Source organism: Saccharibacillus brassicae (genome assembly GCF_006542275.1).
GTDB lineage: Bacteria > Bacillota > Bacilli > Paenibacillales > Paenibacillaceae > Saccharibacillus > Saccharibacillus brassicae.
The window spans coordinates 5,579,328-5,605,771 of sequence record NZ_CP041217.1 but is presented as its reverse complement, the minus strand read 5'-3'; the positions used below and the strand labels follow the sequence as shown (position 1 = coordinate 5,605,771).

Sequence of the window (26,444 nt, the reverse complement as noted above, 5' to 3'; positions counted from 1 at the left end):
CAAAACAGCGGATGTCCGATCGTGCGGACGGCGCCGTTTTGCCTCGACAGATACGCGCCGAATGTTCGGTCGTCCGACAGATTCGCCGGACGTATCGATTTCGCAGAAAGTATACCTGTTTTTGCGGCCGTTGTCATCCATGCTCTAGCATTGGGAAAGGTATCCATATGGCATTCGGCGAATAAAGGGGGTATGATAAACCTATCATATTCGGAACCGCACGCCCGAAGGCAGCCTTTTTTGCCCGTCTGCCGGTTCGAAAAGGCTGCCGTTCGAAGCAAGGAGGCCGCATGGAGCATATCAAGCTTTATCGGGAAGAAACAGTCGGGGAAAGGGAGCGGCGCCGGGTCGTGCAGGGGCCGATGCGGCCGGAGGATCTGGACAAGCTGACGCTGCATCCGCAGCTCGACGCGTTTCGGCGCCCCGCCGAACAGCATGCGGCGCTGGTCGAGATCGCCGGGCTGCCGGAAGGGCGGATCATCGCGGCGGTCGAAGGCGACACGGTCGTCGGCTACGTCACGTTCCATTATCCCGACGAATACGAACGCTGGTCGGAAGGGAAAATGGACGATCTGATCGAGCTCGGTGCAATCGAAGTTGCAAACGATTACAGAGGCGAAGGATTGAGCAAAAAACTGCTGGAGATCGCTTTTGCCGGCGGTCAGCTCGACAATGCGATTGTGTTCACGACCGAATATTATTGGCATTGGGATCTGGAGAGCACGCGCCTCAGCGTCTGGGATTACCGGAAAATGATGGAGGACCTGATGAAAAACGTCGACATGGTCTGGTTCGCGACGGACGACCCGGAAATTTGCAGCCACCCCGCCAACTGCCTTATGGTGCGGGTCGGCCGGCACGTGCCGCAGGATTCGGTCGAGGACTTCGATCGGCTGAGATTCCGGCAGCGCTTCATGTATTGAGGCCCGTATCAAAATTCGGATAGTGAGACCCGTATCAAACTCGGACTGGAGCAGGCGGGGAATACTTCTATTTTGGAGAACAGACGAAAAAGAGGCTTTATAAAGTCTTTTTATAAACAATCTTTACAAAGTAATTCGTTTGAAAACAGGCAGGACAGCCAAAGGAGGAGCCTTGGGATGCGGGACGCCGTTTATTTGTTTCACCCGAACAGCCTGAATTACGTGTTTGGCCAAAATCACCCGTTCGACCAGCGGCGCATCACGTTGACCCGCGACCTGCTGCGTACGGCGGGCGCTTTTCCGACGGATGGGGCGATCCTGCCGGCCGACCGGCTGGACGAAGAACTGCTGCATGCGGTACACGTACCCGAATACGTCGAGCGGGTCAAAGCGCTCAGCGAGCCGGCGCCCGACGACGGCCTCGTGGGCGACGCGCAAAAATACGGCCTCGATACCGACGACACGCCGTTTTTCCCCGGCATGCACCGCAGCGCGGAGATCATCGCGGCGGCTTCGGTGGCGGCGGCGAAGCTGGTCATGGACGGCGACGCGCGCCACGCGGTTAACCTTGCGGGCGGGCTGCATCACGCCATGCCGCAGCGCGGCTCGGGCTTTTGCGTGTACAACGACGCTTCGATCGCCATTTCCTTTATCCGCAAACAGTACGGCGCGCGGGTGCTGTATGTCGATACGGACGTGCATCACGGCGACGGGGTGGAGATGTCGTTCTACAGCGATCCGGGCGTCTATACGTATTCGATTCACGAGACGGGCAAATATTTGTTTCCCGGCACGGGACTGGTCGAGCAGCGCGGCGAAGGCGAAGGATTCGGCTGCACGGTCAACCTGCCGATGGAGCCGTATACGGAAGACGATTCGTGGCTGGAATGTTTTGGCAGCGTTTTGGACGACGTGCTGCGCAAAGCGAAGCCCGACATCATCGTCAGCCAGCACGGCTGCGACGCGCACGCGCTCGATCCGCTGGCGCATGTGCACTGCTCGATGAAAATTTACCGCGAGATGCCCCGGATGCTGCACGAAGCGGCGCACGCGTACTGCGGCGGACGCTGGGTGGCGCTCGGCGGAGGCGGCTACGATATTTGGCGCGTGGTGCCCAGAGCGTGGGCGCTGCTGTGGATGGAGATGAGCGGCCATCCGCTGCTGCGGCAGATCGACGCCGATCCCAAGCTGCGCCTGCCGCGCGAATGGCTGGAACGCTGGGGACCGGAAAGTCCCGAAGAACTGCCGGAGACATGGCTCGACGATCCCGCGTCGTGGAGCCCCATGCCAAGACGCGCCGAGATCGAAGCCAAAAACCGGCGTGCGGCGGAGCTCGCTTCGATGTATTTGCGCTAGGGGCGCGCAGCGCCTTGAAGCGCCGGGCATGCGCACTGGTGTATACTAACAGAGAGCACGCAAGAAGAGAGGTTCGGCGCATTGCGCCGGCCCTTTCTTTTTGACCCATACACGGAAAGAAGGGCGAAACGATGAACAAAAGCGGCAAACTGCTGATCGGAGGTTCGTGGATCGACACGGCCGAGACGATCGAAGTGACCAATCCGGCCAACGGAGAACTTGTCGGCCGCGCGGCCAAAGCGACGGAAGCGGACGCGCTGGCGGCGGTCGATGCGGCTTACGGCGCGCTGGCTTCCTGGTCGGCGCTGCCGGCGATCGAACGGGGCCGGCTGCTGCTGAACTGGCATGCGCTCGTCGAGCGGCACCAGAGCGAACTGGCGCGCATCATGACGCTGGAGCAGGGCAAGCCGCTGGCGGAAGCCGCCGGCGAGATTGCCTATGCGAACAGCTTCATCCAATGGTATGCCGAAGAAGGCAAACGGGTGTACGGCGAGACGATTCCCGCCTCGTCGCCGAACAAGCGGATCTGGGTCATCAAGCAGCCGGTCGGCGTGGCGGCGATGATCACGCCGTGGAATTTCCCGGCTTCGATGATTACGCGCAAAGTCGCCCCGGCGCTCGCCGCCGGCTGCACGGTCGTGATCAAGCCGTCGGAAGAGACGCCGTTCACGGCGCTGCGCCTGGCGGAACTTGCGGTCGAAGCCGGCATTCCGGACGGCGTCCTCAATATGGTGACAGGCGTGCCGGGCGAGATCGGCGGCGTCTGGCAGCGCGACCCGCGCGTGCGCAAGCTGTCTTTTACCGGATCGACCCGCGTGGGCAAACAGCTGATGCAAGGCGCCGCCGGCACGATGAAAAAGCTGTCGCTGGAACTCGGCGGGCATGCGCCGTTTATCGTGACCGAACATGCGGATCTGGACAAAGCGGTCGACGGCATGATGGCTTCCAAGTTCCGCAACGGCGGCCAGACGTGCGTCTGCACGAATCGGATCTACGTGCACGAGCATCTGATTGAACGTTTCTCGGAGCTTGCCGCGCGCAAAGTGTCGGAGCTTGTGGTCGGAAACGGCCTCGACGAAGGCACGGAGATCGGACCGCTGATCAACGCCGCGGCGGTCGACAAAGTGCTGGCGCAGATCGGGGACGCCCGCGCCAAAGGCGCGAAGGTGCTCGCGGGCGGCTCGCGCGCCGTCTCTCCGGACGGCGGCCATTTCGTGCAGCCGACGCTGCTTGCGAACGTGACGGACGACATGGTCTGCATGAACGAAGAAACGTTCGGCCCGCTCGCGCCCGTCTCGTCGTTCCGCACGATCGACGAAGTGATCGAACGCGCCAACCGCAGCCCGTACGGGCTGGCGGCCTACGTGTTCACCGAGCGGATCGGCGAAGCGGTGGAGATCGCCGAGCGGCTGGAATTCGGCATCGTCGGCTTGAACGATCCGCTGCCGTCCACCGCGCAGGCGCCGTTTGGCGGCTTCAAGGAAAGCGGGCTCGGCCGTGAAGGCGGCCGCTACGGCATCGAAGAATATTTGGAAGTCAAATACGTTTCGTTGGGACTTTGAGTGCTTGGGCGCTCTTGAAGCGGCGTCGAAAAATCGGGAGGGCAAGATGAGATGAAATTCGAAGAATTTACGCTGGGGCGGACGTTCACGACGTCTTCCCTGGTTCTGAGCAAAGAAAGCATTATGGCATTCGCGTCCGTCTACGATCCGCAGTATATGCATCTGGACGAAGCCAAAGCGGCGGCCGGCCGGTTCAAAGGGCTGATCGCGTCCGGTATCCAGACGATGGCCGTCTCGTTCAAGCTGTGGGTGGAGACGGGCGCGTACGGCGAAGAAGTCGTGGCCGGCACGGCGATGAACGACGTTCGCTTTATCAAGCCGGTCTATCCGGACGACGAACTGCACGTGGAAGTCGAAGTGATTTCTCTGGAAGAGAGGCGGCGCAGCGGCATCGTCACGGTGCGGCTGTCGACGTTCAATGCGCGCGGCGAGCAGGTGTTCAGCGGCGAATTGTCGGCGCTGATCGGGAAGTAAGGCATAACAAAGTTGTCATCCGATTGTAGTTTTCGAAGGAAGAGTTGCCCGGCCGCCGTCTCTACAATGGAAAAGAAGCTTCTACCTATCCATTGCGAAAGAAGGACGAATCACGATGACGACTTTATCGACGACGAAGACCAAGGCGCCGGGCGGCATGCCGGACGGCCGGATCAACGTGCTCGACCAACTGCGGGGCGTCGCCCTGTTTGCCATTTTCCTGTGCAATTTATCCAATCTTACGGGAGCCTTGATGAATGAAGGAGACGTCGCCAGCAACACGCTGTGGCGCGCGATCGACGTGCTGTTCGCGAACAGCGCCCGTCCGCTGTTCTCGTTCATGTTCGGCATCAGCATGATGCTGATCTTCGACGGCGCGGTGCGCAAAGGCCGCAGGCCGTACCCGATGCTGCTGCGGCGCATGGGCATGCTGCTGCTGTTCGGCGCGCTGCACGTGTTCGCCGTCTGGGACGGGGACATCCTGTTCATGTACGCGCTCGACGGCTTGATGCTGATCCTGTTCGTCTGGATGCCCAAGCCGCTGCTGCTGCTCTCGGGTCTGCTGCTGTTCCTGATCGGCTCGTACGAACTGCAGGCAGCGATGAGCCCGGCGCTCTCGAACTTCCTGCTGAACTTCTCGCCGGCTTCGCGGCTGTACGGGTGGATCGCGCAGCTGCCGAATCCGGACGCTTTTTACATGAATCCGTATTTGTCCACCTCGTTCAGCGAGCTGGTGCTGGCGATCGAACATCTGAGCTTTTTCCTGTTCGGCATGTATGCGTACCGCAGCGGTCTGTTCGTACGTCTGCCCAAGCATCCGCGCCTCGCTTCGGGGCTCGGCGCGCTGCTGCTTCTGCTCGGCTGGACGGGCAAGTTCCTGTACGGCGGTCCCGGCAACAATCCGTGGATCACGACGCTGCATCCGATCGCCTGCTTTGCGGTGACGCTCGGCGCGGTTCTGCTGATCGTGGGACTTGCCGGGACCGAAGGGTCGAGAGCCGGCCGGCTGCTAGAGCCTTTCCGCGCGGTAGGACGGATGGCGTTCACGAATTATTTGATGCAGTCTCTGGTGTTCGTCACGCTGTTCACGGGTTCGGGCGTCGGCTTCTTCGCTTCGATCGGCGTGATCGGCAGCCTGCCGTTCTCGGCTTCGGTCGCGATCGGGCTCGGTTTCTTCGCCCTGCAGATGATTCTCAGCCGTTATTGGCTGCGCGCGTTCCGGTACGGGCCGTTCGAGTGGCTGTGGCGGGCGGGCACGAATCTGGAATGGCCGCCTTTCCGAAAAAGAGAACCGGAGCCGCAGCCCGCAGCCGCCGCTTCCGCGGATCTGCCCGGCAGCGGCGAACGCCGGATGGACTGAACACTTCCCGCAGCCCGACAGCCTTTTTCGAAAAAAGCCGCAAAAAGCCGCTTCCCGCCGACGTAACTTCGGCGGAGAAGCGGCTTTTTCGCCGCGGTCGCTGTCATTGCTGTTATTCGCTGCCGCCGTTACGTTCGCTGACGCTGCCGCGGATCGTCCTCACAGAGGATCGACTTCCCGCCGGCTGTCCGTATAGACGGATATGAGCACGATCGCCGGTTCCGAACCGGCGTTCCAGACCCGGTGCGGCACGCTTGCATTCCAGCTGAACGCATCGCCTTCGCCGAGTTCATAGAGATCTTCGCCCTGTTGGGCCATGACCGTTCCGCGTACGACGACATGCACTTCTTCGCCTTCGTGCGCGTGCGGAACGTCGCCGGACGACGCGCCCGGCGACAGTTCGACGATCGTCATGCGCAGATGCGGCGTACGTCCGATATGCGAGATAGAGACGTTCTCCGTGCCTCCGGACGTCTGGCGCCGCTCGCTTTGGCGGGTGACCTGCATCCGTTCTTCCGTTTGCAGCAAAAGATAGGCGAGCGGCACGTCCAGCGCTTTGGAGATCTGCTCCAGCGTGGAGATGGACGGCGACGTTTTGTTGTTCTCCACCTGGCTCATAAAGCCCTGCGACAAGCCGGTTGCCGCGCAGATCGAAGCGATCGTGATGCCTTTGCGCTTCCGAACGGTGCGGATATTGGAACCGAGATCCATAGGTATCGCTCCTTTTCTGGGACAGGTCGGTCTTTCGTTTCATTATCCTATCAATTTTGGGCTCTTTTTGCCAGCTTTTGCGCGGTAAAAGCCCCGGGCGGAAAGAGGCAAAGCGGGTATATAAAAAGGGAAAGCGAAACCAACGAAGGAGGCGGGAACATGGATCTGGGACTCAAAGGAAAATCGGTCTTCGTCGCCGCGGCGAGCAAAGGGCTGGGGCGGGCGGCGGCGCTCGAATTCGCAAGGGAAGGCGCCAACGTCACGATCGCGAGCCGCAGCGAAGAGCGGTTGTCGGAAGCCAAACGGGCGATCGGCGAAGCGACCGGCGTCGAGGTGGCGACGGTCGTCATGGATGCGGGCCGCGAAGACGACGTGCGGCGGGCAATCGAGCAAGCGGCGCGGCGCTTCGGCGGGCTCGACGTGCTGATAGTCAACGCGGGCGGGCCGCCTGGCGGACGGTTCGACGATATGGACGACGCGGACTGGCAGGGCGCGTTCGAGCTCAATCTGCTCGGCACGATCCGCATGATCCGCGCGGCGCTGCCGCATATGCGCCAAGCGGGCGGCGGACGGATCGTCAACCTGACTTCGACGTCCATCAAGCAGCCGATCGACGGCCTGATTCTGTCGAACGTGCTTCGCTCGGGCGTGAACGCGCTGACGAAGACGCTTGCGACCGAACTTGCGCCGGACGGCATCTTGATCAATACGGTGGCGCCGGGCCGGATCGCGACCGACCGGATCGCGGAGCTGGACGAAGATAAGGCGGAGCGGACAGGGCGCCCGATCGAAGAGATCCGGCAGGAGAACGAAGCGCAAATTCCGCTCGGCCGACTCGGACAGCCGGACGAATTCGGCCGGATCGTCGTCTTCTACGGATCGTTCGCCAATACGTATGTCACCGGGCAGGCGCTGCTGGTCGACGGAGGAGCCGTCAAAGCGCTGTAGCGGGCAGCGGATCGGCCTGCGGGCCGGTCTGCCGCTCAGGCGCGCCGTCCGCAAGCGTGGGAAGACGATTCTTTTTCAAGTATGATGGTTTTTACATAAAAATGGACTTGACACTGACCCGCCGGTCATCTAACATGTACAACGAAACTCAACAAGAAGGCTGGTGTGCGGATCATGAATCAAACCAATACCAAATGGATCGTCACGGGGCTGCTGCTCAGCATCCTGATGGCCGCGATGGACAATACGATCGTCGCGACCGCGATGGGCACGATCGTGGCCGATCTCGGCGGGCTGGACCAGTTCGTCTGGGTCACTTCCGCCTACATGGTCGCCACGATGGCCGGTATGCCGATCTTCGGCAAGCTGTCCGACATGTACGGCCGCAAACGCTTTTTCGTGTTCGGACTGATCGTTTTCCTGATCGGCTCGGCGCTGTGCGGGCTGGCGCAGACGATGACGCAGCTCAGCCTTTTCCGGGCGATCCAGGGGATCGGCGGCGGGGCGCTGATGCCGATCGCGTTCACGATCATCTTCGATACGTTCCCGCCGGAGAAGCGGGGCAAGATGACCGGCATGCTGGGAGCGGTGTTCGGCCTCTCGAGCGTGCTCGGACCGCTGCTTGGCGCCTACATCACCGATACGATCGGCTGGCACTGGGTGTTCTACGTCAACGTGCCGATCGGAATTGTGGCGCTTGCGCTCATTCTAAGCTTCTACAAGGAATCGGCCGTGCACCAGAAGCAGCGTATCGACTGGGCCGGCGCTTTTACGCTGGTCGTTGCGATCGTCGCTTTGATGTTCGGGCTGGAACTGGGCGGTTCCTACGGCTGGTCGTCGGCGCCGATCCTCGCGCTGTTTGCCGCATTCGCCGTGTTCTTCGTCGCGTTCGTGCTCGTGGAACGCAAAGCGGCCGATCCGATTCTGCCGTTCTGGCTGTTCAAGCGCCGGTTGTTCGCGTCTTCGCAGGCGCTGGCCTTTTTGTACGGCGCGACTTTTATCATCTTGACGGTCTATATTCCGCTGTTCGTCCAGGCGGTATACGGCGGTTCCGCGACGAACGCCGGATTGATCCTGACGCCGATGATGCTCGGTTCGGTGGCGGGCAGCGCGATCGGCGGTATTTTCCAGACGAAGATTTCGTTCCGCCGCCTGATGACGGTGTCCGTTATCTCGTTCTTCGCTGGCATGGCGCTGCTGGCGTTCATGTCGCCGGACACGTCGCGCGTCCTGCTGACGGTCTACATGGTGCTCGCGGGCTTCGGCGTCGGATTCTCGTTCTCGATGCTGCCGACCGCTTCGATGCACAATCTGGAGCCGAGGTACCGCGGAACGGCCAACTCGACCAACTCGTTCCTGCGCTCGTTCGGCATGACGATGGGCATTACGGTATTCGGCGCGATCCAGAGCAGCGTGCTGGCGAACCGGCTGGCGGAAGCGTTCGCCGGGCAGGAAGGCGGAGCGGCGGCCGGATTCGGCGGCGATCTGCGCCAGGTGTTCCAGTCCGACGTACGTTCGCAGATTCCGCCGGAGATCCTCGACAAAATCGTAAACGCGATGTCGGATTCGATTACGGCCATGTTCCTGTACGCACTGGTTCCGATCGCGCTGGCCGCCCTGGCCGTCGCGTTCATGGGCAAAGAAAAAGCCGGGTCGGAAGAAGTAAAGTGAAGTAAATTGAAGTAAAGTGAAGTAAATTGAAGTAAAGAAGTCAAAGCGGAAGTGCCCGCAGAACTAGCCGTATCATTAGCCCTACAATCACAACCCGTCCTGCCGAAAAAGGCTGACCCCGCATCGTCCGATGCGGCAGGTCAGCCTTTTTTGCGTGTTCACACGCTTCGGATCTCCCGCTTTACGGCGCAGCCGCCCGGATCTGCTCCAGCGCGGCCCGCAGTTCCGGCTCCGCTTTTTTGGCTGTGCGCGCCAGCTTGTCGGCGTCGCCGAACAGCCGGTACCGCACCGTGTCCCGTTCGTGTTCCGGCAGCATCTCAAGCGAGGTCAGCAGCAGCCGCGCAAGTTCCGGTGTGTCGATCGGGCACGGCTTTATCGGTTTGGCCGACTGGCCGCTCGCCAGCAGAATCGCGACCAGAACCGGCAGCGTGCGCCCGCTCAGCCCGTGGGCCGCGACGAACGCGGCCGCATATTCGTCCTGCGCCGACTGGTGCTCCGTATCGACGAGCGCCATATACCGCAGCAGCAGCGGGAAATACGCTTCGCTGCGCAGCCCCAGCCCGAACACGGCGTACGTGCCGGGCATGACCGACTTTTCGCCGGGTTCGACGTCGTTGTACCAGGCGTACTCTTCCATCGCCAGCTCCGCGTACCGGGCGATCGCCGGGAACAGGGCCGGGTAATGCAGCGCATTGGCGAAAAAGCGGTGCAGCGGCGATTTGGCCAACGTTTTGAGCGGCAGCCAGCGCTTTTCGCCGCTTTTGAGCTTCAGGGCGTAGGTGTTCGGAAATCCTTGCTCCAGCAGGGCGCAGAGATCGTCCAGCGCTTCGCGGTAAGCCGGTTCTTCTTCCGCCAGCAGCTTCAGCTCGATCGACTGGAGCACGTCGTTCGCTTGACCGACAAACAGGCTGCCGCGGCGCCGGCTGTCCACGATCCCGCTGCCGGCAGTCAGATAACGCCGGGCCGTATCCGAACCGAGCAGATCGGCATAGCCCAAATATTGCAGGCGGAGATCCGGTTCGGACTCCCCGATCTTGAGCGCGGCATAGACGAAAAAGTCGAGGCTGTCCGCGTCGGCCTGCGGCCGCTCCGTCTCCGGCTTCGGCGTGAACGAGAGCGAATAGTCGCCCGCGGGCTCGAAATAATGCGGAAGAAACAGCCGTTCCGCCCAGTTCCGCAGCGCCCGCTTGTATTCGCCGCGCCACTGCGCAAGCCGCTGGGGCTGATCGCGCAATTTGCCGGCGACTGCCGATAGCAGCGGTTCGATCGCGCCGGCGTCCGGCGCATCTCGTCCTGCCGGCAGAAAATTGGGATTGAAAAGCAGCTCCGCGAAAAAGAACAGGTCTTCTTGTTTGGGCCGGGCCGGACCGGGCGCAAGCACTTTGCGTGCGATAAAAGCGTCCAGCGTCTGGCGCAGCTGTTCCCGTTTGTCCGCGTCGATAAGCGCGGCAGACAGCTTCAGCGGCTGCTTGCGATCGGCGCGGTGGAATTCCAGCTCCAGATCCAGCCGATAATCGAAAAAGCGCGCTCCCATTTGCCCGGACTTGCGCAGTTCGACGATTTTTTGCTGCAGGGCGGGCCAGAACTCACCTCGCAGCTTGTCGTCGGTCCACGCTTCCGGATTCTGTTCCGGATCAAAGTCGAGCTCGAATCTGTAGGCGCTATCGCTCCACGGCAGCGGCTCGTACACGTCGATCGCAAGCTGCCGGGGCGAGAGGCCGCGTTCCGGCAGCGAGCGGGTGATTTTCACATAATTAAAAATGCCGGCCTGCAGCGGACTCCAAGCGGAGATCTTGTCGATTCGGCGTTTCTCCCTGCCGTAGATATCTTCGAGCCCCGCCCACACCTGCCGCAAAAAAAGTTCGACTGTCTGCTCCATGATCGAGCCTCCCGCTAGGTTTTTGGAATTTCTTTTCATAACAGGATTTTTAGGATAGATTGAGGGAATCAAGAAAAATAGGTAATTTGGAATTTTGCACAAATCAATCCAACGAGTTACAATCAATCACAGCACTAGCGGAAAACCGTTCCGCTCTTCACAACTGGAGATTATAACATACAAGCGAGATCGGGGACGAGAAGCGCGGGGGCAAGCGGGACCGCGATTCGTTCGGGATTACATAGAAGACGGCATACGCAAAGCACACGGCAGCGGGGGACGCGACAGCCTGGTTAGATCTTGGGGAGGGAACAGCAGTGGACAAGCAGGTTCAATTGGAACGCATTATTTGGAAGCTCAAAATGGCAGCGCGCAAAGATTCGGGATTCAAGGAGTTTGGGGCCAATCGGCACGGGTACCGGATGAACGAACCGATCACCGCGGAAGAGATCGCCGGGTTCGAAGCTTCTATCAAGGCGGCGCTGCCGGCGGAATTCGCGCAGTTTCTGCAGACGGTCGGCAACGGCGGGGCGGGGCCTTACTACGGAATTTCGCCTCTGCACCTGAGCGGTTCGTTCGGGGACCCGGGCGGCGAATGCGTGCTGGAACCGGGGATGGCCCCGGAACGCTGGCAAGAGATCACCGCTTTTCTGGACGATCCTTCGCTGGACGAAGCCGGGAAAAAAAGCCGGGAAAGCGAGTTGTACGGCGGTCTGCTTGCGATTGGGGAAATGGGCTGGACGTTCGAGATGATGCTGGTTCTGCAGGGACCGTGCCGGGGGCGCGTCGTATACGTGGACCGGAATCATCAGATCCCTTTTTTTACGTACGAAGTGAATTTCCTCGAATGGTACGAACGCTGGCTGGACGAGATCATCGGCGGCTACGATACGGATTGGTTCGCGCTGGAGCGGGCCGGGGACGAAGTGGTGCTGGTCGATCTGTATTTGTCGAGCCTGGAAGAAAGAGTCAAAGTAAGCGCGATCCAGGGCATGCACAAGCTGAAGAAGCTGAAGCCGGATGCGGTGTCTTTCCTGCTTGAGCAGGGTCTTGACGAATCGGCGGCCGTACGCCTGGCGGCGCTGGAGATTCTCGCGCAGAAAAATTATGCCGAAGCGATGCCGCTGCTGATCCGGGCGATCGGCAGTCCGCTTGCGGAAGAACGGCTGAACGCCGCCAGGCAGATCGACGCGTACGGAGAAGCCGGCGGCGGGGAGCTTGCGATCGTGCTGGCCAGCCGCCTGCCCGAAGAAGACGATGCCCGCGTGCTGTGCCAGGTCGTCCGCATTTTGGAACAGGGACCGGTCAATCCGCTGAATCTGCTTATACCGTTCTTCGGGTTTGCCGATCGCGACATGCGGCGCGAAGCGGTGTTCCATGCCGCGCGGCTGCCCGGCCGGGAAGCGTACGCGTCGGACTTCGGCCGCGCGCTGGACGACGCCGACGCTCTCGTTCGCAAAGCGGCGCTCGGAGCGCTCGAAGGGCTGCTGCTGGGCGAGCTGCTGCCGAAGTACGAAGCGCTGCTGCACGACACGCACGCAGACAGCGAGTTTCGCCGCGCGGTGCTGAGCCGGCTCGGCGAATACGGCCCGCGTGCGCGCGACGTGCTGGCGCGCCTGGGGCAGGGCGGCGACCCTGACGTTCGCGCGGACGCAAAGCATCTGCTGGGACGGATCGAAATGGAAGTCAACAAGTCTTGAACCGGCTGGAAGTCCGGTCCGGGTTCGGTCCGGGTCCGATCCGAGTCCTATACAAGTCCGATCCGGGTCGGGTCTGGAATCGGTTTCAAGCCGTCGATATTCACTGTACGCGCACCGGCGGTACGGCCGCCAAAGCTTCGTTTCGCAGGAAACGAAGCTTTTTTGCGTCCAAAATATCGAATCAAATGTAATTATCATATTGAAAGTATCGTTTGGATGTGTTAAAGTGTCGTTAAAGTCGAAATGACAATATCGAAAAAGAAAGCGGGGGAACCTTTTATGTTCGGATTCCGTTTTGCCAAATTCCAGCCCAGCGAGTATGTCATGAAGATCAAGAACGGCAAAGTCGTCAAGGAAGGCGTCGGTCTGGCTTTCCATTATTACGCGCCGACCACTTCGGTCGTCGTCGTGCCGGTCTCTTCGATCGACGTGCCGTTCATGTTCGACGAAATGACGAGCGATTACCAGAAGATTACGGTGCAGGGCCAACTGATCTACCGCATCGCCGAATACCGCCGGATGACCGGCGTGCTGAATTATACGTATGACCTGAAAAAGAACCGCTATCTGTCCGACGATCCGGCCCTGCTCAGCCAGCGCGTCGTGAATATCGTGAAGGTGCGGATCAAGCGGGGGCTGGCCCGGATGCCGCTGCGCGAAGCGATCCAGGCGAGCGAGACGCTGGCCCAGAGCATGCGGCGCGAGCTGGTGCAGGACGAGGAGCTGTCCGCGCTCGGCGTGGAGCTGATGGGACTGTCGATCCTCGCCATTTTGCCGAACAAAGACACGATGCGCGCGCTCGAAGCGAAAGCCCGCGAAGAAATTTTGCAGGATGCGGACGAAGCGCTGTACCGCCGCCGCAACGCTTCGATCGAGCAGGAACGCCAGGTCAAAGAGAACGAGCTGAACACCGAGATCGCGGTCGAGACGAAGAAACGGCAGATTCGCGAGACGCAGCTGAACGCGGAGCGCGCGGTCAAGCAGAAGCGGCACGAGATGGAAGAAGAGCAGCTGCGCTTCGATATCGGCATGGAATCGGACCGCAAAGAGCTGATCGGTCTGGAGACGTCGAACCGCAAAGTCGCCGCCGATGCCAAAGCGTACGAACTGACGGCGGTCATGAAATCGCTGGAGAACGTCAGCCCGGCCGTGCTGCAAGCGATGGCGCAGATGGACATGCAGCCGGACAAGCTGATCGCGATCGCGTTCCGGGACATGGCCGGCAATGCCGAGAAGATCGGCCAGCTGAACATTACGCCGGATCTGCTGCAGGGCCTGATGGGCGGGCAGTCGGCGCCGTCCGCGCAGGCGGCGAGAGGAGGCGGGCAGCGATGAGTCTGTTCGGCAAAAAAAGAGCGGAAACGGTGCCCGGAGCGGAGCAGCCGGCCGCCGGTCCGGAAAGCGAAACGAAAATCGTGCTCGTCAAGCGGCGCACCCGGCTCGAAGAACTGGTCGTCCGCTACAATACGATCCAGCAGGCGCAGTTTTTCGTGGAACGGCTCGGAGCCGACTTCGGCGATTACGTGCGGGAAGACCGGATCTACCGTTCGGCGCTGATCCAGGCGACGGAGACGCTGGAGCGGCTCGGCCGCGTGCAGCAGGTGGACCGGGAATACGTGCCGAACTTTATTTTCGGGGAAAAAGACCTGATCGTCGTGCTCGGCCAGGACGGACTGGTCGCCAATACGCTCAAATACGCCGCCGGGCAGCCGCTGATCGGGGTCAATCCCGATCCGCAGCGCTGGGACGGATCGCTGCTGCCGTTCGTCGTCGAAGACCTGCAGGCGGTCGTGCGCGACCTGCTGCGCGGGCGGCGCCCGTTCAAGGAAGTGCGTCTGGCGCAGGCGGAACTGAACGACGGGCAGATGCTTGTCGCCGTCAACGACCTGTTTATCGGCCGCCGCACGCATGTATCGGCGCGCTACGAACTGCGCCAAAGCGACGTGGCCGAACAGCAGTCGTCGAGCGGCATCATCGTGTCGACGGGCATGGGCTCCACAGGCTGGATGCGCAGCGTGCTTGCGGGCGCGGCGGGCATCTCTTCGTTCGCCGGCGGGGAAACGGCGCAGCCGCTCGTACCGGACCCTTCGTTCGGCTGGGATTCTCCGTACTTGTACTTCAGCGTGCGCGAACCGTATCCGAGCCGCTCGACTTCGGCCAATCTCGTGTTCGGCCGGATCGACGAAGGCCGTCCGCTCAAGATCGTGTCGCAGATGCCGGAGAGCGGAGTCATTTTTAGCGACGGCGTCGAAAGCGATTATCTGGAATTCGGGTCCGGCATCGAAGCTTCGATCACGGTGTCCGAGCGCCGCGGCAGACTGGCGGTCTGACGGGCGGCGGAACGGGCGGTCTGCATGGAAAGAGATCATACAAAGAATGAATCGAAACGTTTCCTTGAAAAAGGAGACGTTTTTGTTTTGCACGGAATTTGGGTAAATATGGAGTATCCTTCGCACAGCCCAACGATTGACCAACAGAGAGAGAAGGGAGCCTGACGATGACAGATGCAGTCAAAATTTACGTGCTGCTCAAATTCGGAGAGCGGCAGTTCATGGAACAATTCCAGCGCGGGCAGCTTCATTTTCAATGCCTGAGCGCTTTCAAAAACCCGGAACAAGACGAAGCGGGGCGCAACGATCCGTTCGAAGCGGCTTCCGTGATCTACAATCCGGGTCATTATAACGTGTATGTCGACGGCAAAAAGCTGGAAAACGTGGAAGGCCCGATCGTGCTGCAGGAACACGAAGCGGAGCGGCAGTATTCGCTCAGCCTGTACGGGGTGACGAACGAATCGCTGCGGCTTCATGCCGCAGGCGAAAAAGAAACGCTGATCCACCCGTGGAACGAAAAATTCGGCGATTACGCGGTCGTTATCACGAATCCGAAAGCTTTTCGCGACCGGATCGATGCCGCCTGCCGCCGCCAGGGATTCGGGCTGAGGGAAGGGATGGTCGCTTACCACGAAGTCGAGCATTTTACCGGGCAGTGGGGGTATTTCCGCAAACCGAAACAATACGAGTACCAATCGGAATACCGCCTGCTGCTCGATCTGGAGACGCGAGGCGAAGAATATAACTTGGATATCGGCGATCTGTCGGACATCAGCGAAGTCGGTCCTTACCGCGAACTGATTCCGAGAATCCGCGTCAAGATCCAGGAAGAAGGCGGAACGCTGCCCGAAGAGAACCGTTAAGCGTGATCAATCGTGAAAAAAATTCCCGGACTCGACAAAAGAACATATGTTCGATATACTGAGAGGAGACCTTGTTAATGGAGATGCATACGATGAACGATGAATTTCTGAAGGACCTCCACGAGTTGGAACGTAACGACGAAGATCGCTCCAAGCTGATGATGAAGGGAATCAAGAAGACGTTGGCCGAACGCCAGTCCGCCAATCCGATTGAGCGCTGGCTCAAGAGCAAGCGCCGGAAGAAGATCGAAGCCTGGCATTCGGAGCCTGCCAAGAACGAACCGAACAAGAATGATTCTACCAACCAGACGGAGCGCCGGGAGCCGGGTCGAGAGAACGCACACCGGGAAGGTTCCTACGAGACCAGAACCGAATAAGCGCGCCGCGCACACATACGGGAAGCACCCGCCTCTGCATGAAGCCGAGCGGGTGCTTGTTTTTTTGCGGGCAGGGCAGCGTTATCGTATCATGAACAGGAGCGGACCGGCCGCACGCCGGAGCCGCCGGAATCCAATACGATCTGGAGGGAAGCCTTATGAAATTTGCCAATATCGAACGGGGAAGCTTGTCGGAAGTCGCTCTGGCGGAAGGCGGGACCGTTATCCCGCTGCGCGAATTGGCGCCGTGGCTGGAAGGCTGGAGCGTCCTGCCGGCAACGACGGACGAACTGCTGCGCTCGCCGGAACAAATTGCGCAGATCGAAGCCGCACGGGCCCGGGCGATTCAAGCGGAAGCCCGGCTCGGCCTGGACGCTTCGGTCGTCCGCTATCTGCCCGCCGTGCTGAATCCCGGCAAGCTGATCTGTATCGGACTGAATTACCGGCGGCATGCCGAAGAGACGAACATGCCGCTGCCTGCGGAGCCGGTCGTATTCGGCAAGTTCTCGGATTCGGTTACCGCGCACGGAACTGCCGTGCCGTATCCGGTCCATACCCGGCAGCTCGATTACGAAGCGGAGCTCGCGATCGTGATCGGGCGCACCGCTTCGAATGTGAGCGAAGCCGACGCGCTCGATTATGTGTTCGGCTACTGCTGCGCCAACGATCTGTCCGCGCGCGATTTGCAGATGCGCTCGGGGCAGTGGCTGCTCGGCAAGACCGGCGAAGGCTTCGCGCCGCTCGGTCCGTTTATCGCCACCGCCGACGAGATTGCCGATCCGAATCGGCTGCGCATCTCGGCCCGCGTCAACGGTGTCGCCGTGCAGCAATCGAACACGTCGGACATGATCTTCTCCTGCCGCGAGATTATCGCGTACCTGTCCCGGCATTTTACGCTGCGCCCCGGCGACGTGATCCTGACCGGAACGCCGGAAGGCGTCATCCTCGGCAAGCCCGAAGCCGAACGCGTCTGGCTGAAGCCGGGCGACGAGATGACGATCTCGATCGAAGGGCTCGGCGAGCTGACGAATATCGTCGGCGAGTGAAGCGCGGCCACGGCAGGCAGGGCAGCCGGCGTGCGAGTACGGGCATACGCAGGCGGCCGGCGTCGGGGAATCGGGACGCCGGAGTGTGTAGGCGTGAAGGGCTTCCCGCCCGGAAGCCTTTCGCTTTTGCATCCGTTTGAGCGCACACTTACGCCGATCGCCCGCTAACGAATCCTCAGCACGCTATTCGCTCCAAAACGGTCTTTTTCCCGCATTAACGAATCGTCAGCATGCTATTCGCCTCAGAGTGCCTGCAAATGACCCGATCTCGGCCAATAAGCGTATGACGATTCGTTAGATTTTAAAAAAATCAAAAAAACGCCAAAAAACCCGACCCTCCAAACGGAGAATCGGGTTTCGCGTTCTTTGCAGCCTTCCGGCGAACGATTTTAGAATACTTTCGTCGTCCACGATTCGCAGTTCCACGTCTCGGTCACGATATCGCGGTAAAATTCCGGTTCGTGGGAGATCATGAGAATGGTGCCTTTGTACGCTTGCAGCGCACGCTTCAACTCGTTTTTTGCGTCGACGTCCAGGTGGTTCGTCGGCTCGTCGAGTACGAGGATATTCGTTTCGCGGTTAATCAGTTTGCACAGACGCACTTTGGCTTTCTCGCCGCCGCTGAGGACGGTGACTTTGCTCTCGATATGCTTCGTCGTCAAGCCGCATTTGGCCAGCGCCGCGCGCACTTCGAACTGGCTGAGCGAAGGGAATTCGCTCCAGATCTCTTCGATGCACGTTTTCGAACCGTCGCCTTTCATCTCCTGTTCGAAGTAGCCGATCTGCTGGTGTTCGCCGCGTTCGACCGTACCGGACAGCGCCTGGATTTCGCCGAGGATGCTGCGCAGCAGCGTCGTTTTGCCGATGCCGTTGGCGCCGACGAGCGCAATCTTCTGTCCGCGTTCCATTTTGAGATCGAGCGGACGGGACAGCGGTTCGCTGTATCCGATGACGAGGTTTTTGGCTTCGAAGATCAGCTTGCCGGCCGTGCGGCCGACTTTGAAGTTGAACTGCGGCTTCGGCCGTTCCTGCGCCAGTTCGATCACGTCCATCTTGTCGAGCTTTTTCTGGCGGGACATTGCCATATTGCGGGTCGCGACGCTCGCTTTGTTGCGGGCCACAAAGTCTTTGAGCTGCGAAATTTCCTGCTGCTGGCGCTTGAACGCCGATTCCAGCTGCTGTTTTTTCATCGCGTAGACTTCCTGGAAATATTCGTAGTCGCCGACGTAACGGTTCAGCTCCTGGTTTTCCATATGGTAGATGGTGTTGACGACGCTGTTCAGGAACGGAATATCGTGGGAGATCAGGATAAACGCGTTCTCGTATTCCTGCAGGTAGCGCGTCAGCCAGGCGATATGCACTTCGTCCAAATAGTTGGTCGGCTCGTCGAGGAGCAGAATGTCCGGTTTCTCCAGCAGCAGCTTGGTCAGCAGCACTTTGGTGCGCTGTCCGCCGGACAGATCGTCCACGTCTTTGTCGAGACCGACGTCGGTCAGGCCGAGTCCGCGCGCCGTCTCGTCGATCTTGGCGTCGATCAGGTAAAAGTCCTGCGCCGTCAGCGTATCTTGAATCGTGCCGACCTGCTCCAGCAGCGTCTCCAGCTCTTCCGGAGTGACGTCGCCCATGCGGCCGTACATGTCGTTCATTTCCTGTTCCATGTCGAGCAGGTATTGGAACGCGCTTTTGAGCACGTCGCGGATACTCATGCCTTTCTCCAGCACGGCGTGCTGATCGAGATAGCCGACGCGGACGCGTTTGGACCATTCGACTTTGCCTTCGTCCGGCTGAAGCTTGCCTGTCACGATATTCATGAACGTCGACTTGCCTTCGCCGTTTGCGCCGATCAGGCCGATATGCTCGCCTTTGAGCAGGCGAAACGATACATCCTTAAAAATGGCCCGGTCGCCGAAACCGTGGCTCAGTCGTTCTACATTTAGTATACTCATTAATGAAAGACACCTTTTTCTGTTAGATTTCGGTTGAACGATTTTTAAACTTTTTCCGTTTCATTATAAAAGGTAACGGCGCACAACTCAATGGAAACGTGGAAAACAGTCAAATGTTTTCACACGGGAAAAGAGGCGAACCAAAATGGAGCAGCAACAAACGGCCGCATTTGTCAGCAGACAACAGGCGCTGCAAACGTTCGAAGCCCAGATCGAACGGATCCGCCGCAAGCTGCCGCGCGCCGCGAAAGCTCCGGGCGCAGACAGCGTATTCGGTGCAAGCAGCCACGGTTACCGCCTTGGTTCCCCGCTGCCCCTGCATCGGCTGCTTGCGCTGGAGCAAGCTTGGGGTACGGAGCTGCCGGACGACTTTGCCGCTTTTCTGGTTGGAGTGGGCAGCGGCGGTCCGGCCCGATACGGCGGCGCGGGTCCATACTACGGCCTCTATGACGTCGAACGCTTGAAGCCGGACCCGGACCGGCTGGTGCAGCCGTCGCGGTTCAAATGGAATTCGGCTGCGCAGGATTGGCAGTCGGAGTCGGAGTCGGCGGGCGAATACGAACCCGATGACGATCTGGACGACGATGCCTACGAGGAAGCGCTGGCCGATCTGATGCGCGGGACGCTTGAGATCGGCACGATGGGCTGCGGCAGCGAGCTGCTGCTAATCGTCTGCGGCGAGCATCGGGGACGTATCGTGTACTGGAACGGCGAAACGTACACCCCGTTTTTCGTATACGAGAGCAATATGCTCGACTGGTACGAACGGTGGCTCGACGAAGTGATCGCCGGCTTCAAGATTCATTGGTTCGGAACGACGCCGGGCGGCGGGGAAGCCGAACTGCTGACGCTTGCGCAGAGCCCGGGCCCCGCGCGGCAGCGCAGCGAAGCGCTCAAAGCGCTGCTGCGTTTTCCGCAGCTTGGCGAGCCTGCGATCGCCTTCGCGAAGCATGCTGTAGACGATGAAGCGGATCAAGTCCGGTACTGGGCGCTGACGCTGCTGGCTGCCCATGCGCCCGAATATGCCGATCCGCTCCTGCGGCAGCATTTGCGCAGCGAGCAGACGCAGCAGCGCCGGACGGCGGTGAAGCTGATCCATTGGTATCGCGCGCAGGCGGCCCGGAATTTCGCCGAGACGCTGCAAACGACCGTTCCGTGGGAAACGGACGAAGAGACGTTCCGCTTCGGGACGTACGTGTTGGAGTCGGCCGGCGTCGAGCCGCTTCCGCTGCTGCTGCCCGCGTTCCGGAGCCCCGCCGCCGACATCCGCAAAAGCGCGATCTGGCAGGCCGGCAAATCCAGACGCAAAGCCGATTACGTCGAAGACTTTGTCGACATTCTGCTGCACGATCCCGAGACGTATGTCCGCCTGACAGCGATTCAGGCGCTTGACGGCGTGCCCGACCTACGGCTGCTGCCGGCTTACGAGCACGTGCTGGAGCAGCATCCGACAGACGAACATGATATTCGCGGCAACGTCCGGCATCGCCTAAAGCAGTACCGATTCCATACACACAAAAAAATCGAACGCGGCGTGCCCGCAGAATTAACGAACGTGCGGAGCATGCTGCGAGACCTGATGGAGGAACGCGGATGAAGATCAAATTTTGCGAAAAAAACATCGACCGCTTCTCGAAGCCGGCCTATAAGGAACTGAAAAGCAAATACGACGACGTGAAAGTGAAAAAAGACGGCTGCCTCAAAGAATGCCGGTTGTGCCGCACCGAACCGTTCGCGATCGTCAAAGGCGAGATCGTGCGGGCGGAGACGCCCAAGAAGCTCGTGAAGAAGCTGGAAAAGATCATCGCCAAAAACTAGCAAAAAACCGTATCCCGGCATGGGATACGGTTTTTTTATGGAAAAAACGTTATTTCGCCACGCCGGTCAGGTAGCCGTAACCTTGCGCTTCCATATCGGCCAGCGGTACGAACTTGATCGAAGCGCTGTTGATGCAGTAGCGTTTGCCGCCGCGATCTTCCGGACCGTCGTCGAATACGTGGCCCAGATGGATATCGCCGGAACGGCTGCGCACTTCGGTACGGACCATATTGTAGGCGTTGTCTTCGTCGTATGTCACGACTTCCGGCAGAATCGGCTTCACGAAGCTTGGCCAACCGCATTGGGAGTCGTATTTGTCTTCGCTGGCGAACAGCGGCTCGCCGGTCGACACGTCGACGTAGATGCCCGGATCGTACGTATCCCAATACTCGTTGGAGTAAGGATGTTCGGTATCCTGCTCAACCGCGACCTGATACTGGATATCGGTCAGCAGCGATTTCAGTTGTTCCGGGGTGCGTTTCGGATAATCGGCCGGATCGATCACGATCTGGCCGGCCGCTTTGGAAGCGGCCGCGGATTTGAGGCTTTCGGAAGTGACGCCGGCTTCGGCTCCCGCCTGACCCGGAATCTCTTGTTCGTTCAGAATGCCCATATCGATATGGCAGTAGCCTTCCGGGTTCTTTTCCAAATAATCCTGATGATACTCTTCCGCCATATAGAAATTTTGCAGCGGCAGCACTTCGGTCACGATCTTCTTGTTGTATTTCTCCTGTTCCTTGGCGATCACGGCTTCGACGACCGCTTTCTCGCTGTCTGCCGTGTAGTAGACGCCGGAACGGTATTGAATTCCGCGGTCGTTGCCCTGCTGGTTCACGCTCGTCGGATCGACGACTTTGAAAAATTCCTTGAGCACTTTATCGAGCGGCACGAGAGCCGGATCGTACGTCACTTCGACCGTTTCCGCGAAGCCGCGATCGCCTTTGATCACGTCTTCGTAAGACGGGTTCTCGCCGGTGCCGTTGGCATAGCCGGAGACGGCGTCCTGCACGCCGTAGATGCGCGCCATGTAAGCTTCGACGCCCCAGAAGCAGCCGCCCGCGAGATACACTTTTTTGAGATCGGACTTGGAGAAATCGACGTCCGCGTTCGGATTCGGGATGCTGGCGGCGGTCACGGCTCCGTACGAAGAAGCGCCGGAAGCGCTAAGGCCGAGTCCCGTGGACGAACAGGCCGAGATCAGCAGCGAGAGCAGGGCAATCGAGAGCAGCGGCAGCCAAGCGGCGGGCCGTTTTTTGCGGTTCATGCGCATAACCTCCTGTTAGCGGGATTTAGGGAATGTCGTTGATATTCGTCGCGATCACGTCGTTGGCGTTGTGACCCGGCACCGTTTTGGCCAAGCCGCCGTTCGAATCGATGTAGAAGGAAGTCGGATACGCCCGCACGCCGAGCTGCTGCGCGTATTTGCCGTCTTGGTCCAGCAGCACGGTCGTATTTTTCTCGTCGAGACCGGCGTACCATTTTTTGAAATCGGCTTCGGATTTTTCGCCTTTGAAGTTCGGGGCGACGATGCTGATCACTTTGTAGTCGTTGTCCTGGCCGGCCAGCGTGTTCAGTTCTTCCATGCCGGCGAGGCAGATCGAGCACCATGAAGCCCAGTATTTGATGTAGACTTTTTCGCCTTTGAAATCGGCGAGCTTGACTTCGCTGCCGCTCAGGTCTTTGAGATCGAACTGCGGAGCCGGCTTGGCGCTTGCGGTCTGGCCGGACGAGGAAGCCGCACCGTTTTGTCCGCAGGCGGACAGCAGCAGAACGGCCGAGAGCGTCAGCAGAAGCAGCGGCAGCCATTTTCGGCGCAGGGGACGGGCGTTGACGTTATTCAAATGAGTCATCTCCTTGAGTTAAAAATGAAAGTCGGATTGTAGCCGGTCAGATCTGAAAAGCGGACGTGAGCACGGCCAGATTGTTCGTCATGAGCAGGATGCCCATCGCGATCAGCACGACGCCGGACACCACTTTGAGCTTGCCCATATGCTTGTACAGATTTTTGAGGCGGCGCAGCAGCAGGTCGGAGAATACGGCCAGCAGCAGGAACGGCACGGCCATGCCGACGGTGTAGACGAACATCATCCACACGCCGTAGCCGGCCGAACCGCCGCCCGCGGCCACGCCGAGCACGGCGGCGAGTACCGGCCCGATACACGGCGTCCAGCCGAAGCTGAACGTGAAGCCGAGCAGGAACGCGCCGAACCAGCCTTTTTGCTTCGTGCTGTCGAACGTGAGCCGTTTTTCTTTTTGCATGAACATGAGATTGAGCACGCCGGTCTGATGGATGCCGAACAAGACGACGACGGCGCCGCACGCGATCATGAACCATGAACTGTTGATCACGCCGCCGAGCGCGCCCGCGCCGAAGCCGAGCAGCAGGAACACGGTGGACAGTCCGAGAATGAACAGCAGCGTGCGCCCGATCAGCTTGGGATCGACGCGGAATCCGGCAGAGGACTCCGCGGCCTTGGCGCGCTCCGCTTCCGAACCGCCGAGAAAGGCGAAATAGACAGGCAGCATGGGGAAGATGCAGGGCGAGAAGAAGGACAATACTCCTGCCGCGAGCACGCTTCCGACATATAGGGATTCAGCAGGCAATGAAGCGTCACCTCCGGGGGAATAGGTTCGTTCGAGCGTCGAATACGTCAAAAATAAACTTTTCAAAACTTTTGTATACCTATTGTACGCAAAAAAATAAGGTTTGGATTAGTTTTAATAAATATTTGTTTGTGAACAAAACAAGGCGCTAGGCGGCTTTCTTCGTTTGAAAAATAAAAAGGCTGTGCAGGGCGTATATCGAACAGGGTTGCTTGAACAACTCTTAAAGTCTGCTTAAAGTGAGAGTATATGTAATTTTAAAATAAAAATAGGGGGTCTGTACGTGCCCGGAACCTGGTTCAATCGCCTGACGTTTTCTTATCTGCCGATTCTTGTGATCGTGCCGGCGATTCTTATGATTTTGTTTTTCGCCGGCTCGGCGGAGCTGTCCAAACGGGAAACGGCGAGAGCCAACGCGGTCTTCTCCCGGCAGGCCGTCCAGTCGCTCGATTATTCTTTTCGCTCCATCAACGAGATGATGAACCGGGAGATTCTGTCGGGCGAGTTCGATTCGTTCTTCTCCGCGGCGGCGAATCCGTATCTGGCCGCCAACGACGCTTCGACGCGGCTGGCCCGGCTGAAGCTGACCAATCCGCTGATCGATTCGCTCTACGTCTACCGGCTGTCGGACGGGACGGTCCTCGACAATCTGTCGATCCGCAAGCTTGCGACTTTTCCGGATCGGGAGTTCGTCGAGCGGACGCAGGCCGGCCCGCTGCCTACGCGCTGGTCGCAGCCGAGAGAGATCGCGGGACCGGGCGGGCAGCCGCGCACGGTCGTGACGCTGACGCGCGGCATTCCGCTGCTGACGGGCGAGCGCGGTCTGATGGTCGTCAACGTCTCGCTCGATTCGGTGCGGGGCCTGCTGCGGGAAATGATCGGGGAAGAGACGAGCTTTATTCATCTGTACACGGCGGACGGCGAGCTGATGCTCGGAACCGAGACCGATCTGCCTGCCGCGGACGCGCCGCAGCCCGGCGGCGAACCTTTGGCGGGAGCAGCTCGCGCGCCGGGCTCCGGCCGGGAACTGTCCGCCGCCACTTCGCCGTATACCGGCTGGGAAGTGCGCGGGGGCATCGTCGGCGATGGGCTGTCGAGCGTCCTGACCGGCATCTGGTACGCCTGGCTCGGCGCGGCGCTGCTCATTATGATGCTCGGCATCGTCTGGGCGGCGCTCGTCTCGCGCCGCAATTACGAGCCGGTCGTGCGGCTGCTTCAGCGTCTGGATGCCCTGCCGCCGGGAACGGCGGACGCCGCGGCCGCGCTGACGGAAGCGGCCCGGCTCGGCGAGCGCTCCGGCGCCGAGCAGACGGCCGGCCGCGAAGCGGAGCGCGGGGCCTCGGGGGAGCCGGCCGAGCGCAGAGAGCGCCGCGCGCCGCATCCCGACGAGTTCGAGCGGATCGAATCGACGCTCAGCGCCATGATCGCGCGCGCCGAAGCGGACCGGCGGCGCCGGAGCGAAGATATCGGGTATCGGCGGCGGGAATTTTTCCGCGAACTGCTCGAGGGGAACCGGGTGATCGAACCGGGGAACTGGGACGAAGAGACGCGCCGGCTGAACGTGGACGGTGCCCTGCCGGGGAGAGCGGAAGCGGCGCGCGAGGCCGGCGGCGTGGGCGCGGATGGCAGTCCGCCGGGAGGCGCGGAAGCGGACGACGTCCCGCGGGCAGACGCAAGCGCGGCGCATGAGGCCGGCTTCGGCCCCGCCGTCGTCGGCCTGCTGGAAATCGACCGGCCGGAGGCGTTCAACGACGCCTACTCCGAGCGCAGCCGCAAGCTGCTGCGCTACGCGCTGGCCGCCGCTGCGGCCGAGCTTGCGGCGGCCAGCGGCGCCTGGCTCTGGGCCGAATGGCTGCCCGGCGGCCGGCTCGGTCTGCTGCTGCGCCTGCCGGCGCAGACGCGGCAGCGGAGCCCCGGCGAAGCGCCCGACGCCGTAGGCGCCGCGTCGGCGATCGCGGAAGAGCTGATCGCCTGGATCGCGGCGCATCTGCACTGCACGGTGACGGTCGCGCTGGGCGGCGCGTTCGACTCGCCGGCCGGCATCGCCCGCGGCTTCCGCGAAGCGGTCGAAGCGATCGGCTACAAATCGTCGCTCGGCGGCGCGCGGGTCATCGTCGGGCGCGACCTGCACCGCGGCGCGGTCGCCGAATTGTACGGCGTGCTGCGCACGATCCGCGAGCTCGCCCGCGCTTACCGGCTCGGGGAACCGCAGTGGAGGGATCGCCTGGAAGAGCTGCTCGGCGGGCTGCGCGCCGCTCCGCTGTCCAAAGACGATTTGTCCGGCCTCATGAACGTGCTGGCGTATCAACTGCTGCGCGAGATGATGGAGCTGCCCGGCGAAGCGAAAGAGCTGTGGCACGGCGAAGCCGCGCCGAGACTGGGCACGGCGCTGGAGCATTTCGATACGCTGGACGAACTGGAGACGTCTGTGCGCAGCCTGCTCAGCGAATACGCCGGCCGGCTGAAGCTGCTGCGCGAGAGCCGGAGCAGCCATGTGACGCTGCAGGAAGTGCGCGCGTTTATCGACGCCAACTTCAACGATCCCGATCTGTCGCTGTCTTCGATCGCCGACCGGTTCGGGCTCAGCGCAAGCTACTTGAGCCGGCTGTTCAAAGACGCGTTCGGGCAAAACTTCGTCGACTATCTGGCGGGCATCCGCGTCGAAGCGGCCCAGGCTTTGCTGCGCGATACGGAAGATCCGATCCGGGAGATCGCGACGAGGGTCGGCTACGCGAACTACATGTCTTTTAGCCGGGCGTTCAAAAAAATCGTCTCCGCCACCCCCGGCGAGTACCGCACCCGAAGCCGCGCGACGTAACGAACTCGAATAAAATTGCGAACAGGAGAGCAAAACGGCGAAGAGTGGGTAATACGTA

The 26,444-nt window shown here is 60.5% G+C and carries 22 protein-coding genes; 16 read left to right on the top strand and 6 right to left on the bottom strand.

Translation table 11 applies throughout. The features are described from left to right. The first annotated feature begins 290 nt into the window (after positions 1-290). The 5 genes from FFV09_RS23555 (at position 291) to FFV09_RS23535 (ending at position 5,675) form a co-directional block, all read left to right on the top strand. Positions 291-923: a GNAT family N-acetyltransferase gene (locus FFV09_RS23555; protein ID WP_141450208.1), complete on the top strand. Its 633-nt coding sequence runs from the start codon at positions 291-293 to the stop codon at positions 921-923. Between the two features lie 177 nt (positions 924-1,100). Further along, positions 1,101-2,279 (top strand): acetoin utilization protein AcuC, encoded by a 1,179-nt coding sequence (locus FFV09_RS23550; RefSeq protein ID WP_141450206.1) that lies wholly within the window; start codon positions 1,101-1,103, stop codon positions 2,277-2,279. Positions 2,280-2,410: 131 nt separating this feature from the next. Further along, positions 2,411-3,841, top strand: coding sequence for an NAD-dependent succinate-semialdehyde dehydrogenase (locus tag FFV09_RS23545; protein ID WP_141450205.1), 1,431 nt, complete (start codon positions 2,411-2,413; stop codon positions 3,839-3,841). Between the two features lie 51 nt (positions 3,842-3,892). Further along, complete coding sequence (locus FFV09_RS23540; RefSeq protein WP_141450203.1) at positions 3,893-4,315, top strand: MaoC family dehydratase; 423 nt, start codon at positions 3,893-3,895, stop codon at positions 4,313-4,315. 115 nt (positions 4,316-4,430) lie between these two features. Further along, a complete protein-coding gene (locus FFV09_RS23535) occupies positions 4,431-5,675 on the top strand; it encodes a DUF418 domain-containing protein (RefSeq protein WP_141450201.1) in 1,245 nt (414 codons plus the stop codon). 159 nt (positions 5,676-5,834) lie between these two features. Here the strand turns inward: FFV09_RS23535 and FFV09_RS23530 are convergent, their stop codons facing one another. Next, the gene (locus FFV09_RS23530) at positions 5,835-6,386 is read right to left on the bottom strand and encodes a helix-turn-helix domain-containing protein (RefSeq protein WP_141450199.1); all 552 of its coding nucleotides are present in this window, start codon (positions 6,384-6,386) and stop codon (positions 5,835-5,837) included. Between the two features lie 159 nt (positions 6,387-6,545). Between FFV09_RS23530 and FFV09_RS23525 the strand changes: the two genes are divergently transcribed. Both FFV09_RS23525 and FFV09_RS23520 read left to right on the top strand, forming a co-directional pair. Continuing rightward, positions 6,546-7,334 carry an SDR family oxidoreductase gene (locus FFV09_RS23525; protein WP_141450197.1) on the top strand — a complete coding sequence of 263 codons (789 nt, stop codon included), beginning with the start codon at positions 6,546-6,548 and terminating at the stop codon, positions 7,332-7,334. Between the two features lie 174 nt (positions 7,335-7,508). After that, on the top strand, positions 7,509-9,005 hold the full coding sequence (locus FFV09_RS23520) for an MDR family MFS transporter (RefSeq protein ID WP_141450195.1): 1,497 nt from the start codon (positions 7,509-7,511) through the stop codon (positions 9,003-9,005). A gap of 181 nt (positions 9,006-9,186) precedes the next feature. Here FFV09_RS23520 and FFV09_RS23515 read toward each other — a convergent pair whose 3' ends face one another. Continuing rightward, positions 9,187-10,884 carry a DUF6138 family protein gene (locus tag FFV09_RS23515; RefSeq protein ID WP_141450193.1) on the bottom strand — a complete coding sequence of 566 codons (1,698 nt, stop codon included), beginning with the start codon at positions 10,882-10,884 and terminating at the stop codon, positions 9,187-9,189. A gap of 317 nt (positions 10,885-11,201) precedes the next feature. On the opposite strand from FFV09_RS23515, the gene FFV09_RS23510 reads away from it, so the two are divergent. The 6 genes from FFV09_RS23510 (at position 11,202) to FFV09_RS23485 (ending at position 17,200) form a co-directional block, all read left to right on the top strand. Then, the gene (locus tag FFV09_RS23510; RefSeq protein WP_141450191.1) at positions 11,202-12,584 is read left to right on the top strand and encodes a hypothetical protein; all 1,383 of its coding nucleotides are present in this window, start codon (positions 11,202-11,204) and stop codon (positions 12,582-12,584) included. Between the two features lie 279 nt (positions 12,585-12,863). After that, positions 12,864-13,919 carry an SPFH domain-containing protein gene (locus tag FFV09_RS23505; RefSeq protein WP_141450189.1) on the top strand — a complete coding sequence of 352 codons (1,056 nt, stop codon included), beginning with the start codon at positions 12,864-12,866 and terminating at the stop codon, positions 13,917-13,919. Beyond that, positions 13,916-14,914, top strand: coding sequence for a diacylglycerol kinase catalytic domain-containing protein (locus FFV09_RS23500; protein ID WP_246098430.1), 999 nt, complete (start codon positions 13,916-13,918; stop codon positions 14,912-14,914). Before FFV09_RS23505 ends, FFV09_RS23500 begins: the two co-directional genes overlap by 4 nt. A gap of 167 nt (positions 14,915-15,081) precedes the next feature. Beyond that, positions 15,082-15,777 carry a hypothetical protein gene (locus FFV09_RS23495; RefSeq protein ID WP_141450188.1) on the top strand — a complete coding sequence of 232 codons (696 nt, stop codon included), beginning with the start codon at positions 15,082-15,084 and terminating at the stop codon, positions 15,775-15,777. A gap of 77 nt (positions 15,778-15,854) precedes the next feature. Further along, positions 15,855-16,154 (top strand): hypothetical protein, encoded by a 300-nt coding sequence (locus FFV09_RS23490; RefSeq protein WP_141450186.1) that lies wholly within the window; start codon positions 15,855-15,857, stop codon positions 16,152-16,154. A 158-nt stretch (positions 16,155-16,312) separates the two neighbouring features. Next, a complete protein-coding gene (locus FFV09_RS23485; RefSeq protein WP_141450184.1) occupies positions 16,313-17,200 on the top strand; it encodes a fumarylacetoacetate hydrolase family protein in 888 nt (295 codons plus the stop codon). A 389-nt stretch (positions 17,201-17,589) separates the two neighbouring features. Here the strand turns inward: FFV09_RS23485 and FFV09_RS23480 are convergent, their stop codons facing one another. Further along, complete coding sequence (locus FFV09_RS23480) at positions 17,590-19,146, bottom strand: ABC-F family ATP-binding cassette domain-containing protein (RefSeq protein ID WP_141450182.1); 1,557 nt, start codon at positions 19,144-19,146, stop codon at positions 17,590-17,592. A gap of 145 nt (positions 19,147-19,291) precedes the next feature. Here FFV09_RS23480 and FFV09_RS23475 point away from each other — a divergent pair, with 145 nt between their 5' ends. Further along, positions 19,292-20,743, top strand: coding sequence for an SMI1/KNR4 family protein (locus FFV09_RS23475; protein ID WP_141450180.1), 1,452 nt, complete (start codon positions 19,292-19,294; stop codon positions 20,741-20,743). After that, positions 20,740-20,964, top strand: coding sequence for a DUF1450 domain-containing protein (locus FFV09_RS23470; protein WP_141450178.1), 225 nt, complete (start codon positions 20,740-20,742; stop codon positions 20,962-20,964). Before FFV09_RS23475 ends, FFV09_RS23470 begins: the two co-directional genes overlap by 4 nt. Positions 20,965-21,013: 49 nt before the next feature. On the opposite strand, the gene msrB is transcribed toward FFV09_RS23470, so the two are convergent. The 3 genes from msrB to FFV09_RS23455 are packed head-to-tail and all read right to left on the bottom strand — an operon-like array spanning position 21,014 to position 23,568. Beyond that, positions 21,014-22,228 (bottom strand): peptide-methionine (R)-S-oxide reductase MsrB, encoded by a 1,215-nt coding sequence (gene msrB, locus FFV09_RS23465; protein WP_141450176.1) that lies wholly within the window; start codon positions 22,226-22,228, stop codon positions 21,014-21,016. A gap of 25 nt (positions 22,229-22,253) precedes the next feature. Beyond that, positions 22,254-22,805 carry a redoxin family protein gene (locus FFV09_RS23460; RefSeq protein ID WP_246098429.1) on the bottom strand — a complete coding sequence of 184 codons (552 nt, stop codon included), beginning with the start codon at positions 22,803-22,805 and terminating at the stop codon, positions 22,254-22,256. A 46-nt stretch (positions 22,806-22,851) separates the two neighbouring features. After that, positions 22,852-23,568 carry a cytochrome c biogenesis protein CcdA gene (locus FFV09_RS23455; protein WP_141450172.1) on the bottom strand — a complete coding sequence of 239 codons (717 nt, stop codon included), beginning with the start codon at positions 23,566-23,568 and terminating at the stop codon, positions 22,852-22,854. Between the two features lie 283 nt (positions 23,569-23,851). Here FFV09_RS23455 and FFV09_RS23450 point away from each other — a divergent pair, with 283 nt between their 5' ends. Beyond that, positions 23,852-26,386, top strand: coding sequence for a helix-turn-helix transcriptional regulator (locus FFV09_RS23450; RefSeq protein WP_141450170.1), 2,535 nt, complete (start codon positions 23,852-23,854; stop codon positions 26,384-26,386). Positions 26,387-26,444: the final 58 nt, after the last annotated feature.